Here is a 26,571-nt window from a genome sequence, read left to right as displayed (position 1 = left end):
GCCCCCGGCCGCGGCCGGGGGCTTTCTTCGTCAGTGCGGCTCAGATGGTGTCGTCGGAGCCGTAGCCCGGCATCTTGCCGGTGACCACGAAGATCATCCGCTTCGCGACCGACACCGCGTGGTCGGCGTAGCGCTCGTAGAAGCGGCCCAGCAGCGTCACGTCGACCGCCGCGGCCACGCCGTGCGGCCACTCGCGGTCCATCAGGACCGTGAACAGGTGGCGGTGGATGTCGTCGACCTGGTCGTCGTCGGACTCGAGCGTCTTCGCGGCTTCGACGTCCTTCGTCTTGATGACCAGCTCGGTCTGGCGGGCCAGCTTGACCGCGATCTCGCCCATCTCGGCGAAGTACGGCCGCACCGCCTCCGGCAGCACCGGATCGGGGTGACGGCGCCGCGCGGCCTTCGCCACGTGCAGGGCCAGGTCGCCCATCCGCTCCAGGCTTTCGGCGGCGTGGATCGCCGCGAGCACCGTGCGCAGGTCGGTCGCCACCGGCGCCTGCAGGGCCAGCAGCGCGTACGCCTGCTCCTCGCACTGGGCGCGGGCGTCGTCGACCTTGGCGTCGTCGCTGATCACCTGCTCGGCGAGACCCAGGTCGGCCTCCAGCAGTGCCCGCGTGGCCCGCTCCATCGCTTCGGCGACCTGGACCGACATCGCGGCCAGGTTGACGGCGAGCTGTTCGAGTTCGACATGGTAAGCCTCACGCATGGCCCAACCCTACGGCCAACCGTGGCCAAATACCGCATCGCCGGGTGAACCGCACGTGAACCCGGACTAACGATCCTCGCGGATCAGCCCGTGGTGGTGCTCTTGCGGGTGGTCGTCGACTTCGAAGTGCCGCTGCTCTTCGGCTTCGACGTGCTGGTCGGCGGGGCCTGCTCGCCCACCGGGACCGGTGCCTTCGGGTCGGGCAGCGCGGTGTTGTTGCGCAGCGCGTCGAAGAGGGCCTTCGTCTTGCTGACGACGAGGACCTCGTTGCCGCGGTTGTTGGCCATGCCGACCGTCGGGACGGTGAGGAACGTGATCTTCGACTGGTCGAGGCCCTTCATCGACTGCGCCAGCGTCATCATCTGCTTGACGCCGAGGTTGTCGCCGAAGGTGGCCTTCGCGAAGGCGCTGATGAAGTCGCTGAGCTTGCCGGGGTCGAGCACGACGTCCGAGGACATGACCTTCTTCAGCAGCGCGCCGATGAACTCCTGCTGCCGCTTGATCCGGCCGTAGTCGGACGTCGGGTCGCCCTTGACGTGCCGCGCGCGGACGAAGTTCAGCGCCTGGTCGCCGGAGATCGTCACCTCGCCGGTCTGCAGCAGCACCTTGCCGAGGATGGTGTCGTCGATCGGGATCTCGTTGTTGATGGTGACGCCGTGCACCGCGTCGACCATCTCCTTGAAGCCGTTGAAGTCGATGCCGATGAAGTGGTTGATCCGCAGCCCGGTGATCTGCTGGATCACCTTGGTCACGCACGCCGGGCCGCCGACCGCGTAGGCGGTGTTCAGCTTGGCGAACTTCGCGCCCTTGTAGACCTCGGCGGTCGTCTTGTTCTGGGCCGGGTCCCACTTCTGGCAGTCCGGGCGGTTGATCTCGAGGTCGCGCGGGAACGACGTGACGACGACCCGCTTCCGGTCGGCCGGGATGTGCGCGACCATCACGGTGTCGCTCCGGGCGCCCGGCGTGCTGTCGGCGGTGCCGACGCCTTCCTCGGCGGACGCGCCGTCGCGCGTGTCGGAGCCGACCATCAGGAAGTTTTCGTCGTTGGCCTGCGCCTCGGCGTCCTGGATGTCGGCGGAGTTCTCGTCGAGCGCGGAGACCTGGGTGAACTTGGCGTCGAAGTAGGTCTGCGCCCCCCAGGCACCCCCGATCCCGAGGAAGACGAGCCCGGCCACGACGGCGGCGGCGATCCGCCCGAACCGGGCCGACCGGTCGAGCTTCCGCTGCTTCGTTTCCTGCAGCCGGGTCTGTTCGGCGTCGGCTTGGGCCTCTTCGGGTGCCGTGGTGACGACGCGGTGCAGGGCGGTGCGGGTGCTTTCGAGCAAGGAGGTGGGCGAGAGCCGTTCACGGCGTTCGCGCCGCTTGGCCTCTTCGGCATTCATCTCGTCGTGGGCGGCGGAGAACCGGGCGAGGGTGTGATCGATCTTGCGGCGGTACTGGGTCGCCTCGTCGATCGCTTCCATCTCGTCGGTCATGGTCAGCGGATCGAGTTCGGCCCGCGACGGCACGGCGGAGGGCCGCTGGGGTGCGGAACGAGACCCATCGCCGTCGGCGGCGGCACGCTGAGGCGCCGCCGGCTCGGGGCGGCGGTTCGCCGGGCCGTCGCCGGCCGCGCGCTCGGCGTTCGCCGTGCGGCGGGGCGCCGGACTGTCGGGCGTGGGGCGCGACGGGGCAGCCACGTCGGCCGGAGCTGCCGGGCGCCGGGACGCGGGGTTCTCCGTGGCGCGGCGGGGTGCCGGGCTGTCGGCGGCGGGGCGGCGGTTTGCCGGGCCGTCGCCGGCCGCGCGCTGAGGGCTGAGCCCTTCGGCGTTCGCCGCGCGGCGGGGCGCCGGGCTGTCCGGCGTGGAGCGCCGGGACGCGGGGCTCGCCGGGCTGGGGCGCTGCGGGGCGGCCGCGTCGGCCGGACCTGCGATGCGGCGGTTTGCGGGGCCGTCGCCGGCCGCGCGCGGGGGTGCGGCTCCTTCGGCGGCCCGGCGGGGTGCCGGGCTGTCCGGCGTCGGTCGCTGGGGGGCGGCCGCGTCGGGGCGGGGTGCGCGGCGCGGCGGGGTGCTGTCGGCCTGGGGCGCCTCGGCCACCGGGCGCCGGGGGCGCCGGGGCGGCTGCGGTGCGGCCGACGTCTGCTGCGGGCCCGGGTTCGTGGCCGGTGGGCGCCGCTGGAGCGGGGCCTCCGGCAGCGGGGCCGCGGCCGTCGTGCGGCGGGGCTGGCGGGGTCGCGGAGTGCGCGGTTGACGAGTGGCGTCCGTGGGTACTGGGTCTTCAGGAGCACCCTGCGCCGGCCTCGGGGCACCCGGCTGCGACGACCGCGCCGGGGCCGGTGGTTCGGCGCTGTGGGCCCGGCGTCCGGGCTGGTCGGGGCGGTCCTGCTGCTCGCGGGGCGGCAACGGGCGGGCGCCGGTGGTCTTGGCGACGACGTCCGAGACGCTGATCCCGCCCTGGTCCTCCATCGACCGGCGCCGTCCGGGCCGGGGCCGCGCGGCACCGTCGAGGCGGCGACCGGTTCCCGGGCTGTCGAGCTCGTCCGGCACTCGGTCTCCTTTCGCGCGATCGAAGGGGGTGGCTTCTCCGTGGCCGTCTTCCCCCGCAGGAGGTGATCGTTCCTCCGGAGGTTTTCGTTATCGTACGGATACCCCCCGTTCGTGACGACACCCTCCCGGAATTTTCTTCACCTTGAGTCGACGAACGGCCGGTGTGCGTCGACAAACGGGTGACGACGCTTGTCGGCGGACGGAGTAATCCCGTCTTTGCGTTACTCAGAGTGGGTCATTAACTGCGTCGTTTGTGCGTCGCGATAGACGACTTTGTTGCGGCCCGCGCGTTTCGCCGCATAAAGCAGGACGTCCGCGCGGCGCAGCTGGCGCTCCGGTGACGCCGGCGTCCCCGGCTCGTGCGCCAGGCCGGCGCTGATGGTCACCCGGAGTCCCGGCTGGAGTTCTGACCAGGGGTGACGGGCGACGCGCAACCGGGCGTCGTCGACCACGCGGACGGCCCGCCCGGCGTCGACCCCGGGCAGCCACAGGACGAACTCTTCGCCGCCGTAGCGGGCGCAGAAGCCGTCCGGCGGGAGGTTCTCCTGGAGGAGGTCGGCGACCCGGCGCAGGACGCGGTCGCCGACGAGGTGACCGTACGTGTCGTTGATGCTCTTGAAGCGGTCGAGGTCGATCAGCGCGAGCGCCAGCGGCGGACGGTCGGTGAACGGTCCGTACAGCCGCTCGTCGAGGTAGCGGCGGTTGTAACTCGACGTCAGCGCGTCGCGGAGGCTGCCGTCGCGGGCGATGTCCAGCGCGGACCGCAGGTGCTGGTAGGCGCGCCGCCAGTCGCCCTGGGTGGCGAAGAGGCCGGCGATGGCCTCGTGCAGGCGGAGCAGGTCCGGCGGGCTGGTCGTCCGGCCCGGCGTGCCTTCGCCCTCGGCGACCATCCCCACCTCCACCACCCCTTGGTTGTCGTCGTGGGGACGGCCGCGCTTGAGGTACCGGTGCGGAAGAAGATGAATTTCGCTCAAACGGGACGGCGACGGTGACTCTCCGGAGTGTTCGGTTCAGAGCTCGGAGAACGGCTCGATGCCATTGAGCTGGGAGAACTGGTCCTTTGCCCAGTAACTCACATTAGCCGTTGCGTCGTCCAGCAACTCAATGTAGTCAGCCCAGGCGACCCAGCGCCAGCCGCCGACCTCCTCGGGGTTCGGCGCCGGCTCGGCGTCGGCCCAGGCGGCGAACACCGGGCAGAACTCGTTCTCGACGATCCCCTGGAACGGCGGCGTCCGGTAGCGGTAGTTCGGCAGCACGCAGTGCAGCCCGGACAGCGACGGCAGCCCGAGTTCGTAGCCGGCGCGGCGCCGGACGGCGTCCTCGAGGGTCTCGCCGGGCGCGGGGTGGCCGCAGACGCTGTTGGTCCAGACCCCGGGCCAGACCTTTTTGTGGAGGGCGCGCTGGGTGATCAGCAGGGCGTTGTCGCTGCGCCGCAGGACGTAGCACGAGAAGGCCAGGTGCAACCGGGTGTGCTCGTGGTGGCTGGCCAGCTTCGGGCCGGTCTCGCCGGTGGGCACGCCGTCCTCGGTGACGAAGACGATCTGCTCGGTCTCGGGTTCGATCGCGGTATCCACGTGCCCCAGTGAACACGACGGGCCGCGCCGCGCCGTACCGCGAGGCGGGTGGGTTACCCGTGGTCCGCCCGGCGGGGTGACGGGCCGTCACCGCGCGTTGAGGTGCTCCACGAGCAGCGAGGTGACGGCTTCCGGCGTCTCCTCGGGCGCCCAGTGCGTGACGTCTTCGAGCATCTCGAAGCGGTAGGGCGCGGTGACCCAGTTGGCGGTGTCGAGCGCGGCGGCGGAGCCGAAGGAAACGTCCTCGGTGCTCCAGATGTACAGCGTCGGCACGGCGATCTTGCCGATCTTCCCGCCGGGCCGCCCGGCCCGGTACCAGTTGAGGGCGGCGGTGAGCGCACCCGGCTCGGACAGCCGCCGCACGTACTCGTCGACCTTCGACGGCGACACGCGCCGCTCGAACATCTCCCGCAGCGCGCGGCCGTCGTTCTCCAGCATCCGCCGCTCGGTGACGCGGGTCTGCCGCCACTCGGTCATGTACCGGGTACGCAGGTGCTGGTCCTCATCGGTCTTCATGGCCTCGGCGAGCGCGGCGGGGTGCGGAGTGGAGACGACGGCGAGGCTGCGAAGGCGTTCGGGGTGCGCGTCGGCAGTCCACCAGGCGACAGCACCACCCCAGTCGTGCCCGACGAGGTCGAACTCCGCCCAGCCGAGCGCTTCGGTGACGGCGACGACGTCCCCGACGAGGTGAACGATGGAGTAGTCCCCGGCCTGCTCGGGCCGAACGTCCGGCGAGTAGCCCCGCTGATCCGGCGCGACGGCCCGGAACCCGAGCACCCCGAGGGTGGCGACCTGGTGCTCCCACTCGATCGCGGCTTCGGGAAAGCCGTGCAGCAACAGCACGGGCCGGCCATCCTCGGGCCCGGCGGCGATGGCGTCGAAGGAACCGGCCTCGGTGGGGATGCTGATGTGGTCGATCACGGCCCGAATCTATCGCCTGCTGCTGTGTCCTGGTCGAAGAGCGTCGGATCCGAGGGGCCTTCTCACCTTGAGGTCGGGCCGGTGGGCGAGGGGGCTCAGATCGATGTCGTCGGTGCCGTGCAAGCGCAGCTCCCGGAGCGCCTTCAGGCGGGACACGAGCCAAAGGTCCGCAATGGAAGCGTTCATGAGCTCAAGCACCCGGAGTCCGGTCAAGGACGGCAGCAAACTCAGGTCCACCTTGGGGCAATCGATGAAGCTGAGCTCGGTCAGGCTACCGGCCCAGCGGACCAGGGCGCGGATGTCCCGTAGGTCGTAGCAGTGCTGGAAGCCGAGCTTGAGTGGCCGGTCCAGAAAGGACAGATGCTGCAGGTCTTCGAGGTCCGCGGCCCAGTCCAGCGTCAGCGCCGGCAAGTGCCGCAAGGGGGTCAGCTCGACGAGCTGGTCGCCGGCTTCGATGTGGCTCAGCGTGAGGGCTTTCAGGTCCGGGAGCTCCGCTAGCCGCGCCCACCCGTGCGTCGGCACCTCGGCGATGACCTCTCGCAGGGTGCGAATTCCTGCCAGCGGTCCGATATCCGTCGGTGCCTCGACCCAGGCGCCTGTCAAGGTGATGCTTTCCAGCAAAGTGCCCGCCAATAGGGCAAAATCGAACTCGTCCGAGCCTCCGAGGTCACAACCGAGGTACCTGAGATGTCGCAGGTGCTTCAGACCGGCAAGGGCCGCCGGTTCGTCCGCCCACAAGTAGTCGATCGGCAGATCGGCCAGCACGCGTTCGGCGAACTCCGCCGGATCGAACTGCTGTCGTGCGTTGACCAGCACTCTTACCACGGTCTTGTCCTGGGCGTTGCGGTGGCGGGTCAGGAGCTCCAAAGCGCCAGGACCACCGACCAACGCGATCGCGTGGACGGTCGCCGCCGTGGTCGCGGGGTCCTCGGGTTCGCAGTCAGCCAGCAGGTCGAGGACGAACTCGCCCGCTGCCGCCAACGCTTTTGCTTCCTCAAAGGTCGAAGGCGGGATCAGCGTGCTGGCCCGGTCCTCGATCTCGTTCCGCAGCCGCTCGCTCAACACCGGGGACGTCTCCAAGCACGCCAGCGCCACCAGGTCGAGCTTCAGCCGCTCCTGCTCGTCCGTGTCCCACTGGAGGATCCCGTCCAGCAGACGCTCGCGTTGTGCGGGATGGGCGTGGCCCGCCGCCAGGATCACCACTTCGCGCCACTCGTCGCGGTAGGCGTTCGCCGTCAGGATGCCGATGTCGTCCTCTTCGATCGCCGCCTGGGCGGCCAGGTACTCCTGGAACGTGCGGTGTACGAAGTCGATCCGGCCCGGGACCGGTTCGCGCAGCACGCCGCCTCGATCCAGGAGGTGGCGGAAGACCGTCCGCGGTGTCACGTCGATCTGGCCCATCGAACGCAGCTTCGCCGTGATGCGGGCTTCGGCGTCGGCGGCCGGGACGTCCGTGTGGCCGTTGCGGACCAGCCAGTACGCCAGGCTTCGCAGCAGCACCAGTTTCTCGGTCAGCGACAGCCGGACGGGAGCTTCGATCCCGCGCTCGATGTCGCGGCTGTCGAGCAGCATGCGCAACGCGACTTCGTACAGTTCCATCCGGTTCTCCGGAAGGCGTCCGTTGCCTTGGTGGTGCAGCGCGCACAGCAACGCGCACAGCAGCGGGTTCTCGGCGAGCCGCCGCAGCGCGCTGCGGGCGCCGATGGCCGTGATCAGGGCGTCGCGTTCTTCGTCGAGCGGCTCGTCCGGCAGCGCGTGGTGCCAGCGCGTGACGAACGTCCGGACATCGCGCGGGGTCATCGGCTGGAGCCGCACCTCGGTGAACCCCTCGGCACGCAGCCAGCCGGAGGTCACCGCGGTCGGGCGCGTGGTGACGACGAACCGTGCGCGCGGGAACGCGCCGACGAGTTCCCGCAGCCATTCATGCACCTCGCGGCGGCGCCCGTCCGGGACCTCGTCGAGGCCGTCGACGAGCACGACGGCCCGGCCTTGGCGCAGCTGCCGCTGCACCCAGCCGGGCGGCATCTCGTCGGCGATGTGCCTGCCGACTTCGTCGAGGAAGCGTTCCGGTGCCGGCAGCGGCGAGTGGCTGAACCGGCGCAGCCGCACCAGGAACGGCTCGAGGTTGTCCCAACCGTCGACGTTCTGCAGCTGCCGGCTCGCGCACTGGACGGCCAGCCACTGCAGCAGCGTCGTTTTGCCGGAGCCTGCTTCACCGCGCAGGAGAATCCTCGACGTTCGCGGCAGCACGTGCTCGATCCGGTCGCCGGAGACGCCATCCTCGGACGTGACGCTCAGGCTCAGGTAGGCGACCGACAGCGGATACAGCCGGGTTGCCTCGGCCAGGCCCGCGCCGAACAGCGCCATCCGGTCGAGCGCCGTCACGACCTGGCGGCGGAAGTCCGCGGCGAAGTCGTCCGGGTGACGGCGTTCGGGCAGCGTCGCCAGTACCTTCCGGACTGTCTCGAGGATCTCCGTCTCGCGCTGCAGGATCTCGACGAGCGCACCCGGCTGGAAGCGCGGCAGGGTGCTTGTGACCTGGACCAGGTACGCGCAGCATTCCCGCAGCACCCGCTGGTACAGCTCGGTCGCGTCGGCCGAGAGGAGCCTGGTGACGCCGGGGACGGTCCGGAGCAGGTAGCGGTAGAGGTACGCGGCATCGAGGTCGGTGGCGAACAGGTCGTCGTCGGTCAACGCGGCGCGCTCGAATGTCTCGTGCACCGCGTCCACCGCGGCCGCGCGCTCGTTCTCCGGCAACGCACGGAACTCGACGTCGAGGAAGGGCAGCAGCTGGTCGGCGACCCGAGACTCGAGGTTGGTGAACAACAGCCGGAGCTTGCGGCGGTCGTTCAGGCCGGTGACCTGCTTCTCGAGCAGGTCGAACACTTTGGCCGTGGCGTCGGCGGCGATCGGGCGATCTCCAAGCCAGATCTTGGCGGCGGCTTTCACCACCGCCGTCGTCAACGCGATCGCCGAGGCTTCGAGGCTCACCGAGCCCAGACTAGCCGAGCAGCTCCGCGGTTGTGACGACGGTCACCAGGGGGGCGTACAGCCTCATGATGTCCAATGCCTTTGCGTGGCTCTCGTCGTCCACGCCCGCGCACGCGTCAGACACCACCGTCACCGCGACGCCTGCGTCCGCGGCTGCCAGCGCTGTCGACAACACGCAGCAGTCCGTTGAGACGCCCGCGAGCACCAAACCCGCTCCGCCCACCCGGGTGGCCATGCGGGCGTTCCACTTGCCGAAGGTGTGTGCGTCCACAGTGGATGATGGGTCGAACGCGTCGACCACCTGGTACAGCGGTGCGTCCGGTGACTGCAAGGCGAACGGCCACTGCTCGTAGTACCGGCGCCACGCTCCTTCCGGGCGTGCAGGCGCGACGAACCGCGTGAACACGACGTCGTTGCCGAACGCCGTCACCAACCGGTGGATCGGCGGGAGCACCTCGGCGAAGCGGGGGGTGAACCACGGGCTCGCCGGGTCGGCGAACACGTTCTGCAGGTCGATGACCGCCAGGATCCTCTTCACGCCGCCTCCTGTTCGCGGACCCGCCGCCGCGTCAGCAATGTCACCAGGAAACCCAGGGCCAGCGCCAGCAGCACGCCGAGGTTCGCGAAGGCCCACGCGCCTTCGCGACCGCCGAGCCCGAACGGCTCCAGGAGGTATCCCTGCCACTTCAGCCACTCGGCGGACGTGTTCGTCACCAGGCCCCAGCCGAGCGCCGTCGACATCAGGACAAGGGCGATCGGGCCGACACGGACGTCGCCGTAGCGGCCGGCCGGGTCGAACAGCTCGCGCTCGGCGTAGTCGCCTCGGCGCAGCAGGACGTCCGCGAGCATCACGCCGCACCACGCCGCCACCGGGACGCCCAGCGTCACCAGGAAGCCCTGGAACTGGCCGAGGAACTCGCCGCCGAAGAAGACGATGTAGATCGTGCCGAGGATCATGATCACGCCGTCGACCAGCGCCGCCGCCGGGCGGGGGATGCGCAGGCCCGCCGAGAGCAGGGCCAGGCCCGACGAATAGATGTCCAGCACCGCGCCGCCGACCAGGCCGAGCACCGCGACGATCGCGAACGGGACCAGGAACCACAGCGGCAGCAACGTCGTCAGCGCGCCGATCGGGTCCGCCGCGATCGCCTTGTTCAGGTCCGGCGACGAGCCGGCCAGCAGCAGCCCGAACACCAGCAGCACCACCGGCGCCACCGACGCGCCGAACGTCGTCCAGCCGACCACGCCCCGGCTCGACGACGACCGCGGCAGGTAGCGCGAGTAGTCCGCGGCCGCGTTGACCCAGCCGAGGCCGAACCCGGTCATCAGGAACACCAGCGCCCCGACCCACTGCTGGGCCGAACCCGACGGCAGCGCGCTGACCGCTTCCCAGTGCACATCGCCGGCCACGAGGACCACGTAGACGACGGTCAGCACCCCGGTGATCCAGGTGATCCACGTCTGCAGCTTCATGATCGCGTCGAAGCCGAGCACGCCGGCGGCGACGGTCAGCGCCGCCACCACGACGAGCGCGACCACCTTCGTCGGTGTCCCGCCGCCCCAGCCGAGGCGCTCGAACACGGTGGCCGTGGCCAGCGTCGCCAGCGCGGCGAGCACGGTCTCCCAGCCGACCGTCAACAGCCACGAGATCGCCGACGGCAGCCGGTTGCCGCGCACGCCGAACGCCGCCCGCGAGAGCAGCATCGTCGGCGCCGACCCGCGTTTGCCCGCGATGGCGATGAACCCGCACAGCAGGAACGAGAACAGGATGCCGACGACGCCGGCGACGAGCGCCTGCCCGAAGGAGATACCGAAGCCGAGGGTGAACGAGCCGTAGCTCAGCCCCAGCACCGACACGTTCGCGCCGAACCACGGCCAGAACAGCTGCCGCGGCCGTCCGCGCCGCTCGGCGTCGTCGATCACGTCGAGGCCGTTCGTCTCCACCTCGAGCCTGCGGGAACCGGTCATCGCGTCGCCTCCACCAGCTGGTCGATCTCCTCCCGGCCCGGCGCGGTCGCCGGGCCGCGCCGGGTCACCGAAAGCGCGGCCGCCGCGTTGGCGCGCACGGCGGCGTCGAGGACCGTGCTGCCGCGCAACAGCTCCGCGGCCAGCACACCGCAGTGCGTGTCGCCGGCGCCGGTGGTGTCCACGACGTCGACCGGGAACCCGGGCACGTCGGTGATCCGGCCGTTTTCGTGGACACGACAGCCTTTCGCGCCTTCGCGGACGACGGCGACGGGCGGCAGCTCGCCCAGCACCTCGGCTTCGCGGGCGTTGCAGCTCAAGATGTCTATTGTGGACAGCAAGTCATGGAGGTCTCCAGGGTCGATGTCGGCGATGAGCGGGCCGGGGTCGAACAGGATCTTCGAGCCGGGCAGCCGGGGCAGCCACTCGATGAGGGCCGCGCGATTGATCTCGTGCAACCAACTGTATCCGCTCACGTACACGACGTCGTCATTCTTTGGGGTGACCCGGTCGAGAAACTCGGCGCGCAGCCGGCCTTCGGCGCCGGTACCGGTCGCGAAGGTGCGCTCGCCGGTCGCGTCCACCAGCACTACGACCACACCAGTGTCCATTTCGGACATGGGTTCGTGCGCCAATTCCACGCCCTCGGCCGCGAGGGCGCCGCGGGCGAGATCGCCGAAGCCGCCGATGCCGTGGCTGCCCGCGTAAAGCACCCGCGCACCGGACCGCGCGGCGGCGGCCATCACGTTGAAACCCCCGCCGGGCAACAAGTTCGTCGTCGACGCCAGGACGTCACCGCCGGGCGGGGGCAGGGCCGGCACCGCCATGACGAGGTCGACGACGACCTGTCCGGTGTGCACCAGCCGCCCGGTCATCGGCGGCGCAGCTTCAGGAGTTCGTCGACCAGCGGCCCGAACTCGAGCCGGTTGACGGCGAGCACGGTCTCGACGACCTCGGGGCGGAAGGCGCCGACACCGTACGCGGCGCCGAGTATCGCCCCGCAGATCGCGGCGACGGTGTCGGTGTCGCCGCCGAGCCCGGCGGCGAGGCGCAACGCCGCCGGCGGGTCGTCGCCCACGGCCTCGGCCAGCGCGAACGCGGCCACCACGGACTCCTGCGACGCGACCGACGTGCCGATCACCCGCGCGACCGCGTCGGCGACGGCGGCCGGCGCCATGCCCCGCACCCAGTCGCGCGCCCAGCGGATCCGGGCGGCGATCTCCCCGCCGGGTGCCCAGTGCCCGCGTTCCCCGCCGACGACGGCGGCGCGCTCGCCCGCGTCGAGTGCTTCGGCCAGGCTCGCGCCGTCGACCCCGGCGGAGACGGCGGCCGCGACCGCGGCGGCCGACGCGATGCCCAGGCTGGTGTTGTGCGTGACCCGCGCGGTCGCGACAACGGCGTCGACCAGCCGGTGCAGGTCGTCCGACGGCGTCGCGATGCCGACCGGCGTGACCCGCATGGCGGCGCCGTTGGTGGTGCCGGTGCGGCCGGCTTCGTCGGCCGGGACGCCGTCCTGGAGCCGGGCGAGCGCGCGTTTGGTGGACGGCCCGAGCAGGTCCGCGGAACCGCGGCGGACCATGTCGGCCTCCCAGATCAGCAGGGCGTCGGCGAAGACGTGCGGCTCGACGGTGCCGCGGCCGTCGATGAGCAGCCGGGCCAGCAGGACGGCCTGCTCGGTGTCGTCGGTGACCGAGCCGGCGGGCATCGACGGCGCGACCGGCTGCTCGGCGACGGCGGTGAGCAGCCCGGTGACCGGCCCGTAGGTGGCGGCGATGGCGGCGCGGGACATCGACTGCGTCGGCATGCCGAGCGCGTCGCCGACGGCCAGCCCGGTGAAGGCGCCGAGCGCCCGGTCCCGCGCGGTCACCGGTGTCCGAAGGTGAGGTGGAACTGGAACCGGTCCGGGTCCAGCAGGCTGACGACGCGCTCGACGAGCCGGCCTTCGATGTCGACCGAGGTGCGCTCGGCGCGGAGGAAGAGCTCGCCGATCGAGCGGCCGAGCAGTTCGGCGGCGCAGGCGTCGAGGCGTTCGGTGCTGATCCACTGGTCGCCGCCGACGGAGATCCGGCCGGCGGCTTCGAGGGTCTTGGTCAGGGAGCCGTCCTGCAGGCCCGTCGCGGGGAGGTCGGCGAGCGGTCCGACGGCGGGCACGGTGGCGGTTTCGAGCGAGACCCCGCGTTCGCGCTCCCGCCGCAGCCGCCGCACGGCGACGTAGGCCTGCTCGCCGAATTCTTCTTCCAGGGCCACGTCTTCGACGGCTTCGATGCCGAGCAGTTCGGTGGTGACCGGCGCACCGGCGTCGGCGAGGGCGCGGGCCCAGCCGATCCGCTGGTCGAGCTGGACGCCGTCGAAGGTGACGAAGGAGCCGACGCCGGCCTGGGTGGAGATGAGCTCGAGCTGCTGGAGCTCGGACAGCGCGCTGCGGACGGTGCCGCGGCTGACCTGGTACTGCAGGGCGAGCTGGTTCTCACCGGGGAGGCGGTCGCCGTGGGCGAGCCGCCCGGAGCGGATCAGGTCGGTGAGGTCCCCGACCAGCTGCTGCCGCTTGCTGTACATGTTCACACCTGTACACGGTGGATTAGTGCTGGTCAAGCGGCCACGAGCTCGCGCGGCCGGGCTTCTTCGGCGATCATCTTGCCCGCTTCCTTGGCGCTCAGGCCGGCGGCCAGCATGATCACCGTGAACGAGCCGACGAAGATGACCGTGCTCAGCCACACCATCGTGGCCACCGGCAGGGTGAAGGCACCGATCACGCGAGCGGCGCTCTCCAGCACGAACCCGACACCCCAGATGTAGCTGCCGCGGCGGAGGACGGTCTCGAACCGCCGGTTGCCCTGCAGCCGTTCCCAGGCTTCTTCGTGGTCGGCCTTGCCGTGGGTGAGGAACGGGCGCAGGGCCTTGGTCATGATCGGCTGCGCGGTGAAGGCGGAGATCAGGATGACGAGCCCGGTGATCCCGCTCCCGAGCGAGTCCTTGGCGATCATCATGCGGGTGTCCCCGGAGACGAAGGTCAGCAGCATGCCGACGACGTTGGTGACGAGGACGACGATGGCGAGACCGTTGAGCGTGCGGTCCTTGGCGAACTGGTAGAGCGTCCGGGCCAGCGGGAAGACCCCGGAGAGGGCGAGCGCGGTGAAGTCGCTCGCACCGAGCGAGTGGAGTCCGTAGTAGACGCCGAGGGGAACGGCGATTTCGATCGCGAGGTTCTTGAGCGGGGCGCTTGCGGGCTGGTTCGTCGTCATGAGAAGAGCTTGTCGCGGGAAGGGGCTCGGGGAGGATGCCGTCCGCCACGACTTCGGGCTGACAGATGTCATGGGCGGCCTCACGTTCGGCGCCCCTGCGTCGTCGGGTGGGTATGACAACGTTCTTGCGCGTCACGGTCGTCCTGCAGACCGTGGCGCTCTTCCTCGCGCCGGTCACCGCCGGCCTGTTGCTGACCACCCCGGACGGGCACGTCCTCCACAGCGCGTCGGCCTACACCGTATGGGTCGTCGCCGTCGTGCAGGTGGTGGCCGCGGTGCTGGTGTGGCGGCCGGGTGGGGGCTCGCCTCGGGTGGTCCTCTACGCGGTCGTGTTCCTCGGGCTCGTGACCGCGCAGGTGTTCCTCGGGATCGCGCACGTCACGACCGTGCACGTCCCCCTCGGCGTGTTGCTGTTCGGGCTGAGCCTGGTGATGCTCACCCGCCGGAGCGGGTGAGCATCGCGTGGCTCACGCCGCCGGCACGGTCCACTGCTGGTTCGCCTGGCCGTTGCAAGCCCACAGGAGCACCTTGGTGCCGTTCGCGGTCCCCTGGCCGCTCGCGTCCAGGCACAGGTTCGACTGCACCCCGGCGATCGTGCCGTTCGCGTTCACGGTCCACTGCTGGTTGGCCTGGCCGTTGCAGTCCCAGATGACCACCGGTGTCCCGTTGGCCGTGCCCTGGCCGGACGCGTCGAGGCACTTGTTCCCGTAGACGGTCAGCTGCCTGGTCGCCGTGCGGGTCCAGGTCTGGCCCGGGCCGCCCTGGCAGTCCCACAGCTGCAGCTGGGTGCCGTTCGCCGACGTCGCGTTCGGCACGTCGAGGCAGCGACCGGACGGCTTGCCGGTGATCGCCCCGCCGCTCGTGGGCGTGCCGTCGGATCCGGTGACCGTGAGCAGGACCGCCTCCCCGGCCGGGACCGAAGTCGCGTAGCTCGAGGCGAAGGTGCCGCGATCGGCCCCGGCCCACACGTCACGCACGGTGGCCGAGCCCGTCAGTCCGAGGGAAGACCACCGGGCGGTGATGGTCGCGGCGGAGCCGGTGCGGTTGAGGAGCACGACGGCCCGGCGACCGGTGCCGGACAACACCTTTTGGTAAACCTGAAGCCCCGAAGCGTCCTCGGCGACCTTCGTGCCTTGCCGGCCGAGCGCGTCCTGGTCGATCGCGATCATCTCCGGGTTGGTGAGCGCGGCTTTCGTGGCGGCGGTCATCTCGCCGGGTTTGTTGCCCGCGATCAGCGGGGCGCCCGAAATCGCCCACAGGCTCAGGTGCGTGCGGTTCTGCGCGTCGGAGAAGCCGGGCAGGCCGGCGACGAGCATGTCGGGGTCGTTGTAGTGGCCGGGACTCTGCGCGCTCGCGTGCTGGGCGGCGTCGAAGTTGGCCAGCACGCGCGACATCGAGGGCTTCTCGCCCCAGTAGATGATGTCGCCGCTGGTGCGCCACAGGTTGGCGATGCCGGGCGCCCAGTTCCACGGCTGCTGGCCGCCCCACTCGCAGACGGAGAACACCATCGGCCGTCCGGTCTGGGCGGTGGCGCGCGCGATGGAGTCGCTGATCGCGGTGTAGGAGTTGCGGGCGTTGAGGCCTTCGGCCGAGCCGCCGCACCAGTCGACCTTCACGTAGTCGAAGCCCCAGCGGGAGAACTGGAGGAAGTCCTGGTCGTAGTGGCCTTCGGCGCCGGTGCCGGGGTAGGCCGGGTGTCCGGTCGGGTAGTAGTAGCCACAGCCGTTGCGGCCGGCGTCGGTGTAGATGCCCGCTTTCAGGCCCTTGCTGTGGATGTAGGCGGTGATGGCGGACATCCCGCCGGGCCACTTCGCGGTGTCGACGGTGATGTTGCCTCCCGCGTCGCGGGAGCCCGTCCACCAGCCGTCGTCGATGTTGACGTACTCGTAGCCCGCGTCCTTCATGCCGGAGGAGACGAGTGCGTCCGCCTGCCGCTCGATGATGGTGTGGTCGATCGCGCCGGCGAAGGAGTTCCAGGAGTTCCAGCCCATCGGCGGCTTGGTGATCGGAGCCGCCGCCGCGGCACTCGACGGAGCCGCGAAGACCACCAAGGCGGACAGCAGACCCATGATCGCCACGAGCACTTTCCACGATGTCCACAAAGGACGGAAGGATTGGGACGGCGGGGCGGCGGGTGCGGACGCGTGCGACAACGGAACCCCCATCAGCATCGACGGCGAGCCGGGCGTGGCGGATGTGAACGCTAACACAAAGTCGCTTTTTGTTGTGCTGCACGTGAAATTTTCATTTCGCCGCCCTCGCGCGGCGTTGCCCGGTCGCGGGATCAGCCGCCCGAGTGCATGTCTTCCGCTTCGGGGACGCAGTCGTCGTCCGGGTCGTCGAGCCAGCCGTGGGGCAGGGTGACCTTGCCCGGGGACCCTTGGCGTCCTCGCGGGCCGGTGGCGGCTTCGGGGAAGGGGGCGTCGTGGTCGAGCTGGGCGATCAGGTCGTCCAGCTGGTCCATCGACGAGAGCATCGCGAACCCGCGGCGCAGCTCGGAGCCGACCGGGAAGCCCATCAGGTACCAGGCCATGTGCTTGCGGATGTCGCGCATCGCCTTGTCGTGGCCGTCGTGCTCGATCAGCAGCTCGGTGTGGCGACGGAGTACGGCGGCGACCTCGCCCAGGTTGGGCGGGGTGGGCAGCGGGCGTCCGGCGAAGGCGGCTTCGAGCTCGCCGAACAGCCACGGGCGGCCGAGGCAGCCGCGGCCGACGACGACGCCGTCGCAGCCGGTTTCGGCGACCATGCGCAGGGCGTCGGCGGCGGAGAAGATGTCGCCGTTGCCGAGCACCGGGATGCTGGTCACGGCCTCTTTCAGTGCGGTGATCTTGGTCCAGTCGGCCTGGCCGGAGTAGCGCTGCGCGGCGGTGCGGGCGTGCAGGCTGACGGCGGCGGCACCCTCGGCTTCGGCGATGCGGCCGGCGTCGAGGAAGGTGCGGTGGTCGTCGTCGATGCCGATCCGGAACTTCACCGTGAACGGCGTGTCCCCGGCCGCCTTCACGGACTCACGCACGATGGCTTCGAACAGCTTCCGCTTGAACGGCAGCGCCGCCCCGCCGCCCTTGCGCGTCACCTTCGCGACGGGACAGCCGAAGTTGGAGTCGACGTGGTCGGCCAGCCCCTCGCCGACGATGATCCGGACGGCTTCGGCCATCGTCTTGGGGTCGACGCCGTAGAGCTGCATGGACCGGGGCTTTTCGTCGGCCCCGAAGGTCATCATGTGCATGGTCCCGGGGTGCCGCTCGACGACCGCGCGGGCGGTGATCATTTCGCACACGTAGATGCCGGCGCCGTACTCGGCGCACAGCTGGCGGAAGGCGACGTTGGTGATGCCGGCCATGGGCGCGAGCACGACCGGGGGATCGACCTCGTAGGGGCCGATCTTCAGGGCGGGCTTGCTCAAGGTCGCGGTCACGTCCTCCATTGTCGCCTGTGGTGTCGATCACACCAGTTCGGGCTCACTTGTTCCAGACCGTGACGTCTCCCGTGACGCCTCCGTCGATGCGGTCGCTCACCCCGGTGACGTCGATCCGGAACACCCGGCCCTCCGGGGTCCGGCCGCACACGTGGGTGCCCTTCTCGGCGCCGCTGATGTACGCGGCGCCGCGCTCGTCGACCGCCGATCCGCAGCCTGCGCTGTCCGGGGTTCCGCTGCTCGTCCACACCGCCAGCTTCCCCGCGTCGTGGTAGCTCTCGAACACCCCTCCGGTGCCGCCCACGATGTACGTGTCACCCGTGCGCTTCGGGGGGTTCAAGTCCAGGTTGAAGCGGCCGAACTCCAGGTGACCCTGGTAGTAGACGGTCGCCGGGGCGGCCGCCTTGGTGCTCTCCGCCGCCGGAGCCGGCGAAGCGGCCGCGGAGCTGCTGACGGCGGCGGGCGAATCGTCCTTGAACAGGCCGCCGAAGTCGGCGATGCCCGACAGCAGCGCGCCGATCGCGCCCATCAGCGCAACGGCTCCCGCGATGCACCCGGCCTTCTTCGCCTCCGCCATCACTCCCCCTCACGACGTGATCGGTTCGTCACTCTAGACAGGCATAGGGTTCGGCGTATGACGAACGTGCCCCTCCGCTGGGGAATCATGGGTACCGGCGGGATCGCCGGCGCCTTCGCCCGGGACCTGCGGCTCACCGGGTCCGGCGTGGTCGCCGCGGTCGGGTCGCGCTCGGCCGGGAGCGCCGGGAGTTTCGCCGACCAGCTGGGCATCCCCACCCGGCACGGCAGTTACGAAGCCCTCGCGAACGATCCGGACGTCGAAGTCGTCTACGTCGCCACGCCGCACCCCCTGCACCACGCCAACGCCCGGCTCGCGCTCGAGGCCGGGAAGCCCGTGCTCGTCGAGAAGCCGTTCACGATGAACGCTGACGAGGCCCGCGACCTCGTCGACCTGGCGCGGACCGGGAACCTCTTCCTGATGGAGGCGATGTGGACGCGCTTCCTGCCGCACGTCCGGCACATCCGCGAGCTCCTGCCGAGCCTCGGTGATGTCGTCACCGTCACCGCTGATCACGGGCAGTGGTTCGCCGAGGACCCCGCCTTCCGGCTGTTCGCTCCCGAACTGGGCGGGGGTGCCCTGCTCGACCTCGGGATCTACCCCGTCTCGTTCGCGTCGATGATCCTCGGGCCGCCCGCGCGCGTGGCCGCGATGGCGACGCCCGCCTTCACCGGTGTCGACGCCCAGACGTCGATGCTGTTCGGCTACGCGAGCGGGGCGCAAGCGGTCCTGACCTGCACGTTGAGCGCGGTTTCGCCGACCACCGCGTCGATTGTCGGCACGGACGCGCGCATCGAGATCGACGGGCCCTTCTACGCTCCCGCCTCCTTCACCGTCATCCCGCGCGAAGGCGAGCAGAGCCGCTTCGAGTACGTCGATGAGGGGCGTGGCCTGCGGCACCAGGCCGACGAAGTGGCGCTCCGGCTGGCCGCCGGGGAGACCGAGAGCCCCTTCATGCCGCTGGACGAGACCGTCTCGATCATGACGACCATGGACGAGGTGCTGGCCGCGACCAGGACGTGACCCGGGATTGAGTAGTGCTACGGATCCGCAGGTGGGCGCGGGTGCGTGACCCTGTCCGGTATGACCACCGAAGCAGATGTGCTCCTCCGGCTCGCCGGCGAGATCGACGACCTGGGGCGTCGTCTCGCCCTGGTGGGTTCCGAACTGCGGACGGCCCGGGACGTTCAGCCCGAGCAGGCCGGACGCGCCGAGCAGCCCGCGCAGGCCGGACAGCCGGAGCAGACGCCGCAACCGGAGCAGGCACGGCAGCCTGAGCCCCAACCGCAGGCCCAACCGCAACCGCAGCCGCAACCCCAACCGCAGCCGCAACCACAGCCCCGGCCGATGCGGCCCGAGTCGGTCCCGTGGCCGCAGTACCAGTGGCAGCCGCCGCCGCAGCAGCAGTACGTTCCGCCGCCGCAGCAGCACTACGCTCCGGCGCCGTCGCCCTACCTGCCGGTGCCGCGGCCGACGCTGGGCGAAAAGCTCGGCCGGGAAGGCGCCGGCAGCCGCGTGCTCGCCTGGGTCGGCGGGGCCGTGACGCTGCTCGGCGTCGTGCTGCTGCTCGTGCTGGCCGTGCAGCGGGGCTGGCTCGGGCCGCTGCCGCGGGTGCTCGTCGGTGCCGGGTTCGGGCTGGCGCTGACCGGCACCGGCGTGTGGCTGCACCGCAAGCCCTCCGGCCGCACCGGGGCCTTCGCGCTGGCCGCCACCGGCATCGCGACGCTCTACCTGGACGTCGTCGCCGCGACCACGCTGTACGAGTTCCTGCCGGTGCTCGCCGGGCTCGCGGCCGGGCTGGCGGTCGCCGTCGGCGGGCTGCTCGTGGCCGTGCGCTGGGAGTCGCCGCTGCTGGCCACCGCCGTCGTCATCGGCTGTGTCGTGTGCGCACCGATGATCGCCGGTGGGTTCACCCCCGAGCTGGTCACCTTCCTGCTGATGGTCCAGCTCGCGGCGGCGCCGGTGCAGCTGCGCCGCGACTGGCCGTCGCTGACGCTCGCCGCCGGGATCCCGCCGCTGCTCGCCTCCGTGATCAGCACGGCGTGGCTCGGCGGGGGCGGCAGCTGGGCCAACACCGCCGCGGCCGGCGGCGCCGGGGTCGCGTCCGTCGTGCTCGCGCTGATCGTGCTGCGCCGCCGCGAGAACGACCCCGCGGCGCTTTCGCTGCTGGCCACCGCGGTGCTGCCGACGCTCGTCGCGGCGGTGCTGCTGCCGAAGGCGCAGGCGGTGCCGATCACGGCCGGGGCGGGCGTCGTGCTGCTCGCCGTCTGGGCGGCGCGCCGCTGGTGGCCCGGGTTCGCCGGGCAGGTGGCCGGGCTGGCCGGGTTGGTCGCGATCCTGCAGGCGACGGTCACCCAGTTCGACGGCCCGGTGCGCGCCGGGGTGCTGCTCGGCGAGGCGTTGCTGCTGGTCGTGGCCGCGGTGGGCGGCCGCAACCGGGGCGCGCTCGCCGCCGCGCTCGGGTTCGCGTCGATCGGCGGCCTGCTCGGCGTGGTCTTCGACGTCACGCCCGCGCTGCTGATCGTGCCCCGCACCCACTCGGCCGCCGAGCTGACCGGCGCGCTCGCGGTCGCCGCGCTGATCCTCGCCGTGTCGGTCGTGCTGCCGTGGGCCGCCGCGCGCCTGGCGGTGTTCCGCGGCCCGGCCGAAGACCTGCCGATCTGGCTGCTCGCCGGGGTTTCGACGCTCTACGGCGCTGCCGGCGTCGTGCTCTGCGGGGCGCTGCTGGCGGTCCCCGGCCGGACGGGGTTCCTCCTCGGCCACGCGCTGATCACGGTGTCCTGGACGATCGCGGCGCTCGTGCTGCTCCTGCGCGGGATCGACGTCGTCGCGCTGCGGGTGAGCGGGCTGATCCTGGTCGGTGCCGCGGTGCTCAAGCTGGTGCTGTTCGACCTGGCGGCGCTGGACGGCCTGGCCAGGGTCGGTGCGTTCCTCGGCGCGGGGCTGGTGCTGCTGGCGGCCGGGACGCGGTACGCGCGGCGGGTCGCGTCGCGCTGAGGTTCTTCCCGCGCCGGCGCGGGAAGAAATTGTCGGTGCCCCGTGGTTACCTGGATCACCTTGACCGACGACCAGGGGCACCGACATGGCACAACCGAAACTCACCGACCGCGCCGGCGACTCGATCGCCTGGCTGACCACCGTCACGCCGAAGGGGCGCCCCGCGCCCCGGCCCGTGTGGTTCGTCCTCGACGGCGACGACATCGTGGTGTTCAGCGAGCCGGGCACCGCGAAGCTCCGGCACATCGAGGCGAACCCCCACGTGAGCTTCCACTTCAACAGCGACGAGCACGGCGGCTCCATCCTCGTCGTCAACGGGAAAGCGCACGTGGAGGCGGGCAAGGCGTCCGAGGCACCCGGGTACCTCGACAAGTACGGCTCCCACTACGCGGCGATCGGTTTGACCGCGGACGAGTTCGACGCCAGGTACTCCGTCCGCATCCGCGTGGTGCCCGAGCGTTCCCGGGGGTTCTGACCAGTCCATTTCGGACGGTGAGGCACCGGGAGTTCGTGGGAAAGTCACGGATTCGCCGTCGTGTGGACACTCCGGTGTCCGGTTATTGTGCATTCGTGCCCGAACACACCGGCGAAACCCGCAACGAGCAGCTCACGCGCAACATCGGCGAGCTCCTGCAGGAACTGCGCGTCGCGCAGGCCGGGGTGCAGATCCTCTTCGGCTTCCTGCTGTCGGTCGTGTTCACCGACCGGTTCCACGACGCCAGCGGGTTCGAGAAGTCGCTGCACCTGTCCGCGGTGGCGCTCGCGGTGGCGGCCACGGCCCTGCTGACCGCGCCCGCGGCGTGGCACCGGCTGCTGTTCCGCACCGGCAGCCGGGAACGGATCCTGACCGTCGGCAACCGGCTCGTGCTGGTCGGGCTGGTCTGCCTGGCCCTGGCGATCACGTCCACGGTCGCGTTGATCGCCAAAGTGGTTTACGGCTGGATCGCCATGGTGATCATGGCCGTCCTGTGCCTGCTGATCTTCGGCATCCTGTGGTTCGTCATGCCCTTCCGGCTGCACCCGGACGCTCAGCCGACGGGCCCGCCCAAGTAGCGCGTGTCCTCCTGGACGAAGCAGAGCGGGTTGCCGAACGGGTCGTCGGCGTAGAAGGAGCGTTCGCCCCAGAACTGGGTCTCGATGGCGTCGTCGGCCCAGCGCGGCCCGGCGGCGCGCACCCGCTCGAACGTCTCCTCGACGTCGTCGACCGCGAGGTAGACGATCCGCGGGTCCCGCTGCGGGCGCGGCTCACGGTGTTCGAGCGGCGCTTCGACGCAGGCCAGCACCACGCCGCCGCAGGTGAAGTAGTGCCGATTGACCGCGATCCGCTCGCCGGGGGCGCCGAAGACGGCCGCGTAGAACGCGACGGCGACCTCGATGTCGTCGACGGGCTGGATCAACCGGAACACCCGCGGGCCGCTCATGCGGGCACAGTACCGCTGTTCATCCCGTGTTCGGCAGCAGTTGCCGAGGTGGTCGGAAGCCGCCCGTAGCTTCCCGCCCGTGACTGACACTTCTCGCCGGACCTTCCTCCTCGGCGCACCGGCCGTCGCCGCCGCGGCGACCCTGCCGAACGTCCTCGGGGCGCCGGCCGCCCAAGCCACCGGCCGGCACCGCCCGGACCCGGAAGATCCGCGCTTCACGCTCGTGGTCATGCCCGACACGCAGTACCTGTTCGACGAGGACCGCGGCGACGCGGCCCCGCTGGACGCCTCGCTGCGGTACATCCTCGACGAAGCCGACGACAACGTTGTCTTCCTCGCTCACCTCGGCGACCTCACCCAGAACGGCCGGGCGGACGAGTTCGCCCGCATCAGCCGGTCGTTCCAGGCGCTCGACCGCCGCCGGTTCCCGTACAGCACTCTCGCGGGCAACCACGACATCGACGGCTCGAAGGACGACCAGCGCGGCCCGTCGCCGTACCTCGACGCGTTCGGGCCGCAGCGCCAGCGCACCTCGCCGACGTTCCGCGGCGCGACGAAGGACGGCTACAACAGCTACCACGTCTTCCGCGGCGGTGGCCGCGAGTGGCTGCTGCTCGCCCTCGACTGGCGGCCCTCGGCGGGCGGCTTGAACTGGGCGAAGCAGGTTCTCGCGCAGCACCCGACGCTGCCGGCCATCCTCACCATCCACGAGCTGGTCTGGGCCGACGACGACCACCAGGCGCAGTTCTCGACGTTCGGCGAGCACGTCTGGCAGGAACTGGTGCAGGACAACGACCAGATCTTCCTCACCCTCAACGGCCACTACTGGCCGACCGGGCGGACCGTCCGGAAGAACGCCACCGGCCACGACGTGCACGTCCACCTCGCCAACTACCAGGACCGCTACTACGGCGGCAGCGCGATGGTCCGGCTCTACCAGTTCGACCTCGCGCGCGGCGTGATCGACGTCCGGACGTTCTCGCCGTGGCTCGCCGCGCAGGACCACCTGAGCGAGCTGCAGCAGGTGGAGGTCGAGCGCAGCGGCACGGCCGACTACTTCAGCCTGGAGATCGACTTCGCCGAGCGCTTCGGCGGCTTCGCGCCGGTGCCGGTCCCGCCCGGGCGGCCGGCGAAGCAGCTGCTGGTGCCCGGAACCGTCGCGTACTGGCGGTTCGAAGGCGGCCAGGACGGCAAGGCGGTGCCGGACGACGTCGTCGTGCGCGACCAGACCGGCCGCGGCAACGACCTCACGCGCGTCACCGCGCCCGGGAGCGGGCCGGACGCGTTGAAGTACTCGAACGAGTGCTCGCCGCGGCAGCCGTCGCGCGCGAGCCTGCGGTTCGACGGCGGCCGCGATCCCAGCCGGGGCGCCTACCTGCGCACGGTCGACGCGGCGCCGATCAACAAGCTGAAGTTCGAACGCGGCTACACGGTCGAAGCGTTCTTCCGGCTGCCCGCGGACTTCAAGGACGGCCACCACGGCTGGTGCGGCTTGTTCGCCCGGCAGGGCAGCGGCGCGGCCGCGGGCAAGACCGGCGACGACCCGCAGGAATCGGCGGCCACACTGTCCCTTTCGGACGGTGGGGAGCTGCAGTGGGCGGTGTACCCGCTGAACCAGGACCGGACCTCGACGAACTGGGGTCACGAGCTGCCGGTCGAAAAGTGGTGGCACGTCGCCGTGGTCAACGACGGCCGGCGCACGACGATGTACGTCGACGGCTGCCCGGTGGTCCGGAACCCGGCCACGCCCGCGGTCGGGCTCGCCGACCCGGGCGGTTCGTGGCTGGTCGGTGCCTCGTCCTACGGCGGGAAGGTCGACCGCAGTTTCGCGGGGTTGCTGGGTGACGTGCGCGTGGTCGACCGGCCGCTGAACCCGCGTGAATTCATGCTGGGCTGAGACCCTTGACAGCGGGTGGACAATAAAAAATCTGCGTGCTCTTCGAAACAACAGAAGAACTCGCCGAATCTGATAAGAGTCTAACCGCTGTGAGGGGAACTTGTCAAACCAGGGGTACGACGAGGAATTGCGGAAAGAACGGGCCTACGTCGCCGCGCTGTACGAGCGGCTCGATCGCGAACGCGCGGCGGCGCAGGCCCGGTACCACGGTGCACTCGGGCAAACCGAGGTGACGCCGGGGGAACGGGAGACCGACGTCCGGTGCCGGTCGCGGGAGGCGGCCCGGCTGGACGTCGCCGACAACGGTCTGTGCTTCGGGCGGTTGGACGCCCGTTCGGGCGAAACCAGCTATGTCGGCCGGATCGGGTTGTTCGACGCGGAAAACGACTACGAACCGTTCCTGCTGGATTGGCGGGCGCCGGCCGCGCGGCCGTTCTACGTGGCCACGGCGGCGCGGCCGGAAAACCTGCGCCGCCGCCGTCAGTTCCACACGATGGGCCGCCGGGTCCTCGATTTCACCGATGAAGTGCTGCTGGGCCTGCCGGGCGACACCGAACGCGGGGACGCGGCGCTGCTCGCGGCCGTCAACGCGCCCCGCGGCGAGGGCATGCGGGACATCGTCGCGACGATCCAGGCCGAGCAGGACGAGATCATCCGCCTCGGCCACGCGGGGGTGCTGGTGGTCGAAGGCGGCCCGGGCACCGGCAAGACGGCCGTCGCCCTGCACCGGGTGGCGTACCTGCTCTACACCCGGCGTGAGCGGATGTCGCGCAGCGGCGTGCTCGTGGTCGGGCCGAGCCCGCTGTTCCTCGACCACATCGGCCGCGTGCTGCCGTCGCTCGGCGAGACGGACGTCGTCTTCCTGACCACCGGCGATCTGGTGCCCGGGCTGCGCGTCACGGCCGAGGACCGGCCGGAGGTGGCGCGGCTGAAGGGATCGCTCGAGATCCTCGACGTGCTGGCCGCCGCGGTCGCCGACCGCCAGCAGGTCCCCGCTGAGCCGGTGCCGATCGACCTCGGCGACGTCACCGTGGCACTCGACGCCGAACTCGTGGCCCAGGCTCGGCTCGAGGCGCGCGAGACCGGGCTGCCGCACAACGCAGCCCGCGCGGTCTTCCGCGAGCGCGTCGTGGCGCTCGTCGCCGAGCGCGGAGTGGCGAAGATCGGCGAAGGCTGGCTGACGCGGGCGGACCGCGGGTTGTGGGCGGACCTCCGCGCCGAGGTCCTCGAGGAGCTGGCGGAACACGAAACTTTCGAGACCGCCCTCGACGAGCTGTGGCCGTACCTGACGCCGGAGACGCTGCTGGCGCCGCTGTACGAGTCTCCGCGCCGGCTCGAGGCCGCCGGGGCGGACCCGGCGTTGTTCCGCGCGGACGGCCCGGCTTGGACCGTGTCCGACGTGCCGTTGCTGGACGAGCTGACCGACCTGCTCGGCCGGGACGACACCGCCGAACGTGCCGCCGCGCGCCGGCGGGCGGAAGCCGAGGCCGAGTACGCCTCCGGCGTCATGGAGCTGATGAAGCTGGACCGCGAGGAGCTGGACGAGGATGTCCAGCTGGTCGCCGAGGACCTGCTCGACGCCGGAGACCTGGCCGGGCGGTTCACCGAGCGCGACCCCCGCGACCTGGCCGAGCGGGCGGCCGCGGACCGCGACTGGACGTACGGGCACGTCGTCGTCGACGAAGCCCAGGAACTGTCCGAAATGGACTGGCGCGTGCTGATGCGGCGGTGCCCCAGCCGGTCGTTCACGATCGTCGGCGACCTCGCGCAGCGCCGCTCGGCGGCGGGGACGACGGCGTGGGGCCCGGTGCTCACGCCGTACGTCGGCGACCGCTGGCTGTACCGCGAGCTGACCGTGAACTACCGGACCCCGGCGGAGATCATGACCGTCGCGGCCGCGCTGCTGGCGCGGTTCGCGCCGGACGTGCGGCCGCCGGAATCGGTGCGCGCGTGCGGGGTCCGGCCGTGGTCCAGACGAGTGGCGGCCGAGGAGCTGTCCGACGCCATCGACGACTTCGTCCGCGACGAAGCCGGCCGCGAAGGCACCAGCGTCGTGCTCGGGCCGCCGGGGGTGCCGGGAACGATCCCGGCCTCGGCGGCCAAGGGACTGGAGTTCGATGCCGTGCTCGTCGTCGAGCCGGAGCGGATCCTGGCCGCGGGCCCGCGTGGCGCGGCGGAGCTCTACGTCGCGCTCACGCGCGCCACGCAGCGCCTCGGGGTGCTGCACCGGGATCCGCTCCCGGCGGCGCTGACCGGCCTCGTCGAGGCCGGGGTGCCCGCGAGGTCCGGGCACCGGCGATTCCTGTAGGGAACGGGGGTGGCGGGCGGCGACGCCCGTCA

23 protein-coding genes are annotated in these 26,571 nt (G+C 71.1%); 7 read left to right on the top strand and 16 right to left on the bottom strand.

The window, feature by feature from the left end:
* Positions 1-40: 40 nt before the first annotated feature.
* The 12 genes from phoU to ACFVYA_RS16850 form a co-directional block, all read right to left on the bottom strand.
* Positions 41-706 (bottom strand): phosphate signaling complex protein PhoU, encoded by a 666-nt coding sequence (phoU, locus tag ACFVYA_RS16905; protein ID WP_285987186.1) that lies wholly within the window; start codon positions 704-706, stop codon positions 41-43.
* Positions 707-789: 83 nt separating this feature from the next.
* On the bottom strand, positions 790-2,214 hold the full coding sequence (locus ACFVYA_RS16900; protein ID WP_285994010.1) for an LCP family protein: 1,425 nt from the start codon (positions 2,212-2,214) through the stop codon (positions 790-792).
* A 1,238-nt stretch (positions 2,215-3,452) separates the two neighbouring features.
* On the bottom strand, positions 3,453-4,121 hold the full coding sequence (locus ACFVYA_RS16895) for a GGDEF domain-containing protein (RefSeq protein WP_387045896.1): 669 nt from the start codon (positions 4,119-4,121) through the stop codon (positions 3,453-3,455).
* 120 nt (positions 4,122-4,241) lie between these two features.
* Positions 4,242-4,805 carry an isopentenyl-diphosphate Delta-isomerase gene (gene idi / locus ACFVYA_RS16890; RefSeq protein WP_387045894.1) on the bottom strand — a complete coding sequence of 188 codons (564 nt, stop codon included), beginning with the start codon at positions 4,803-4,805 and terminating at the stop codon, positions 4,242-4,244.
* A gap of 87 nt (positions 4,806-4,892) precedes the next feature.
* Positions 4,893-5,726, bottom strand: a complete 834-nt coding sequence (locus ACFVYA_RS16885; protein WP_387045893.1) for an alpha/beta fold hydrolase — start codon at positions 5,724-5,726, stop codon at positions 4,893-4,895.
* Between the two features lie 9 nt (positions 5,727-5,735).
* Positions 5,736-8,717: an NACHT domain-containing protein gene (locus ACFVYA_RS16880; protein WP_387045891.1), complete on the bottom strand. Its 2,982-nt coding sequence runs from the start codon at positions 8,715-8,717 to the stop codon at positions 5,736-5,738.
* Positions 8,718-8,727: 10 nt separating this feature from the next.
* A complete protein-coding gene (locus tag ACFVYA_RS16875; protein ID WP_387045889.1) occupies positions 8,728-9,255 on the bottom strand; it encodes a cysteine hydrolase family protein in 528 nt (175 codons plus the stop codon).
* On the bottom strand, positions 9,252-10,685 hold the full coding sequence (locus ACFVYA_RS16870; protein ID WP_387045887.1) for a purine-cytosine permease family protein: 1,434 nt from the start codon (positions 10,683-10,685) through the stop codon (positions 9,252-9,254). Before ACFVYA_RS16870 ends, ACFVYA_RS16875 begins: the two co-directional genes overlap by 4 nt.
* Entirely contained in the window at positions 10,682-11,557 is an 876-nt protein-coding gene (locus tag ACFVYA_RS16865) for a PfkB family carbohydrate kinase (protein WP_387045886.1), read from the bottom strand. The genes ACFVYA_RS16870 and ACFVYA_RS16865 overlap by 4 nt, the downstream gene beginning before the upstream one ends.
* A complete protein-coding gene (locus ACFVYA_RS16860; RefSeq protein WP_387045885.1) occupies positions 11,554-12,549 on the bottom strand; it encodes an ADP-ribosylglycohydrolase family protein in 996 nt (331 codons plus the stop codon). Before ACFVYA_RS16860 ends, ACFVYA_RS16865 begins: the two co-directional genes overlap by 4 nt.
* Positions 12,546-13,238: a GntR family transcriptional regulator gene (locus ACFVYA_RS16855; protein WP_387045883.1), complete on the bottom strand. Its 693-nt coding sequence runs from the start codon at positions 13,236-13,238 to the stop codon at positions 12,546-12,548. Before ACFVYA_RS16855 ends, ACFVYA_RS16860 begins: the two co-directional genes overlap by 4 nt.
* Before the next feature lie 32 nt (positions 13,239-13,270).
* Positions 13,271-13,924 (bottom strand): VC0807 family protein, encoded by a 654-nt coding sequence (locus ACFVYA_RS16850; protein WP_387045881.1) that lies wholly within the window; start codon positions 13,922-13,924, stop codon positions 13,271-13,273.
* A gap of 113 nt (positions 13,925-14,037) precedes the next feature.
* Here ACFVYA_RS16850 and ACFVYA_RS16845 point away from each other — a divergent pair, with 113 nt between their 5' ends.
* Positions 14,038-14,379 (top strand): hypothetical protein, encoded by a 342-nt coding sequence (locus ACFVYA_RS16845; RefSeq protein ID WP_387045877.1) that lies wholly within the window; start codon positions 14,038-14,040, stop codon positions 14,377-14,379.
* A 12-nt stretch (positions 14,380-14,391) separates the two neighbouring features.
* On the opposite strand, the gene ACFVYA_RS16840 is transcribed toward ACFVYA_RS16845, so the two are convergent.
* The 3 genes from ACFVYA_RS16840 to ACFVYA_RS16830 all read right to left on the bottom strand — a co-directional run bounded on the left by ACFVYA_RS16840 (position 14,392) and on the right by ACFVYA_RS16830 (position 17,916).
* Positions 14,392-15,993, bottom strand: coding sequence for a glycoside hydrolase family 27 protein (locus ACFVYA_RS16840; RefSeq protein WP_387045902.1), 1,602 nt, complete (start codon positions 15,991-15,993; stop codon positions 14,392-14,394).
* A 215-nt stretch (positions 15,994-16,208) separates the two neighbouring features.
* On the bottom strand, positions 16,209-17,348 hold the full coding sequence (gene dusB / locus ACFVYA_RS16835; protein WP_387045876.1) for a tRNA dihydrouridine synthase DusB: 1,140 nt from the start codon (positions 17,346-17,348) through the stop codon (positions 16,209-16,211).
* A 34-nt stretch (positions 17,349-17,382) separates the two neighbouring features.
* The gene (locus ACFVYA_RS16830; protein WP_285987173.1) at positions 17,383-17,916 is read right to left on the bottom strand and encodes a hypothetical protein; all 534 of its coding nucleotides are present in this window, start codon (positions 17,914-17,916) and stop codon (positions 17,383-17,385) included.
* A 57-nt stretch (positions 17,917-17,973) separates the two neighbouring features.
* Between ACFVYA_RS16830 and ACFVYA_RS16825 the strand changes: the two genes are divergently transcribed.
* The 4 genes from ACFVYA_RS16825 to ACFVYA_RS16810 all read left to right on the top strand — a co-directional run bounded on the left by ACFVYA_RS16825 (position 17,974) and on the right by ACFVYA_RS16810 (position 21,966).
* Positions 17,974-18,939, top strand: coding sequence for a Gfo/Idh/MocA family protein (locus ACFVYA_RS16825; RefSeq protein WP_387045873.1), 966 nt, complete (start codon positions 17,974-17,976; stop codon positions 18,937-18,939).
* 60 nt (positions 18,940-18,999) lie between these two features.
* Complete coding sequence (locus ACFVYA_RS16820; RefSeq protein ID WP_387045871.1) at positions 19,000-20,913, top strand: DUF2339 domain-containing protein; 1,914 nt, start codon at positions 19,000-19,002, stop codon at positions 20,911-20,913.
* 85 nt (positions 20,914-20,998) lie between these two features.
* Entirely contained in the window at positions 20,999-21,388 is a 390-nt protein-coding gene (locus ACFVYA_RS16815) for a TIGR03667 family PPOX class F420-dependent oxidoreductase (RefSeq protein WP_387045869.1), read from the top strand.
* A 95-nt stretch (positions 21,389-21,483) separates the two neighbouring features.
* Positions 21,484-21,966 carry a DUF6328 family protein gene (locus ACFVYA_RS16810; RefSeq protein ID WP_285987170.1) on the top strand — a complete coding sequence of 161 codons (483 nt, stop codon included), beginning with the start codon at positions 21,484-21,486 and terminating at the stop codon, positions 21,964-21,966.
* Here ACFVYA_RS16810 and ACFVYA_RS16805 read toward each other — a convergent pair.
* Entirely contained in the window at positions 21,942-22,334 is a 393-nt protein-coding gene (locus tag ACFVYA_RS16805) for a VOC family protein (RefSeq protein ID WP_387045867.1), read from the bottom strand. The two genes, ACFVYA_RS16810 and ACFVYA_RS16805, sit on opposite strands and share 25 nt — an antisense overlap.
* A 79-nt stretch (positions 22,335-22,413) precedes the next feature.
* On the opposite strand from ACFVYA_RS16805, the gene ACFVYA_RS16800 reads away from it, so the two are divergent.
* Positions 22,414-24,231 (top strand): LamG-like jellyroll fold domain-containing protein, encoded by a 1,818-nt coding sequence (locus ACFVYA_RS16800; protein ID WP_387045866.1) that lies wholly within the window; start codon positions 22,414-22,416, stop codon positions 24,229-24,231.
* 100 nt (positions 24,232-24,331) lie between these two features.
* The gene (helR, locus tag ACFVYA_RS16795) at positions 24,332-26,539 is read left to right on the top strand and encodes an RNA polymerase recycling motor ATPase HelR (RefSeq protein ID WP_387045864.1); all 2,208 of its coding nucleotides are present in this window, start codon (positions 24,332-24,334) and stop codon (positions 26,537-26,539) included.
* Positions 26,540-26,571 lie beyond the last annotated feature (32 nt).

This window comes from Amycolatopsis sp. NPDC058278 (assembly GCF_042881395.1).
In the GTDB taxonomy this organism is placed as follows: domain Bacteria; phylum Actinomycetota; class Actinomycetes; order Mycobacteriales; family Pseudonocardiaceae; genus Amycolatopsis.
This window is presented reverse-complemented; position numbering and strand designations above follow the sequence as displayed.

Excerpts from the sequence above, each read along its gene's own strand:
- phoU (WP_285987186.1), bottom strand. The coding sequence starts at position 706 with ATGCGTGAGGCTTACCATGTCGAACTCGAACAGCTCGCCGTCAACCTG.
- ACFVYA_RS16895 (WP_387045896.1), bottom strand. The coding sequence starts at position 4,121 with ATGGTCGCCGAGGGCGAAGGCACGCCGGGCCGGACGACCAGCCCGCCG.
- ACFVYA_RS16870 (WP_387045887.1), bottom strand. The coding sequence starts at position 10,685 with ATGACCGGTTCCCGCAGGCTCGAGGTGGAGACGAACGGCCTCGACGTG.
- ACFVYA_RS16865 (WP_387045886.1), bottom strand. The coding sequence starts at position 11,557 with ATGACCGGGCGGCTGGTGCACACCGGACAGGTCGTCGTCGACCTCGTC.
- ACFVYA_RS16855 (WP_387045883.1), bottom strand. The coding sequence starts at position 13,238 with ATGTACAGCAAGCGGCAGCAGCTGGTCGGGGACCTCACCGACCTGATC.
- ACFVYA_RS16850 (WP_387045881.1), bottom strand. The coding sequence starts at position 13,924 with ATGACGACGAACCAGCCCGCAAGCGCCCCGCTCAAGAACCTCGCGATC.
- ACFVYA_RS16845 (WP_387045877.1), top strand. The coding sequence starts at position 14,038 with ATGACAACGTTCTTGCGCGTCACGGTCGTCCTGCAGACCGTGGCGCTC.
- ACFVYA_RS16840 (WP_387045902.1), bottom strand. The coding sequence starts at position 15,993 with ATGGGTCTGCTGTCCGCCTTGGTGGTCTTCGCGGCTCCGTCGAGTGCC.
- dusB (WP_387045876.1), bottom strand. The coding sequence starts at position 17,348 with ATGGAGGACGTGACCGCGACCTTGAGCAAGCCCGCCCTGAAGATCGGC.
- ACFVYA_RS16830 (WP_285987173.1), bottom strand. The coding sequence starts at position 17,916 with ATGGCGGAGGCGAAGAAGGCCGGGTGCATCGCGGGAGCCGTTGCGCTG.
- ACFVYA_RS16825 (WP_387045873.1), top strand. The coding sequence starts at position 17,974 with ATGACGAACGTGCCCCTCCGCTGGGGAATCATGGGTACCGGCGGGATC.
- ACFVYA_RS16820 (WP_387045871.1), top strand. The coding sequence starts at position 19,000 with ATGACCACCGAAGCAGATGTGCTCCTCCGGCTCGCCGGCGAGATCGAC.
- ACFVYA_RS16815 (WP_387045869.1), top strand. The coding sequence starts at position 20,999 with ATGGCACAACCGAAACTCACCGACCGCGCCGGCGACTCGATCGCCTGG.
- ACFVYA_RS16805 (WP_387045867.1), bottom strand. The coding sequence starts at position 22,334 with ATGAGCGGCCCGCGGGTGTTCCGGTTGATCCAGCCCGTCGACGACATC.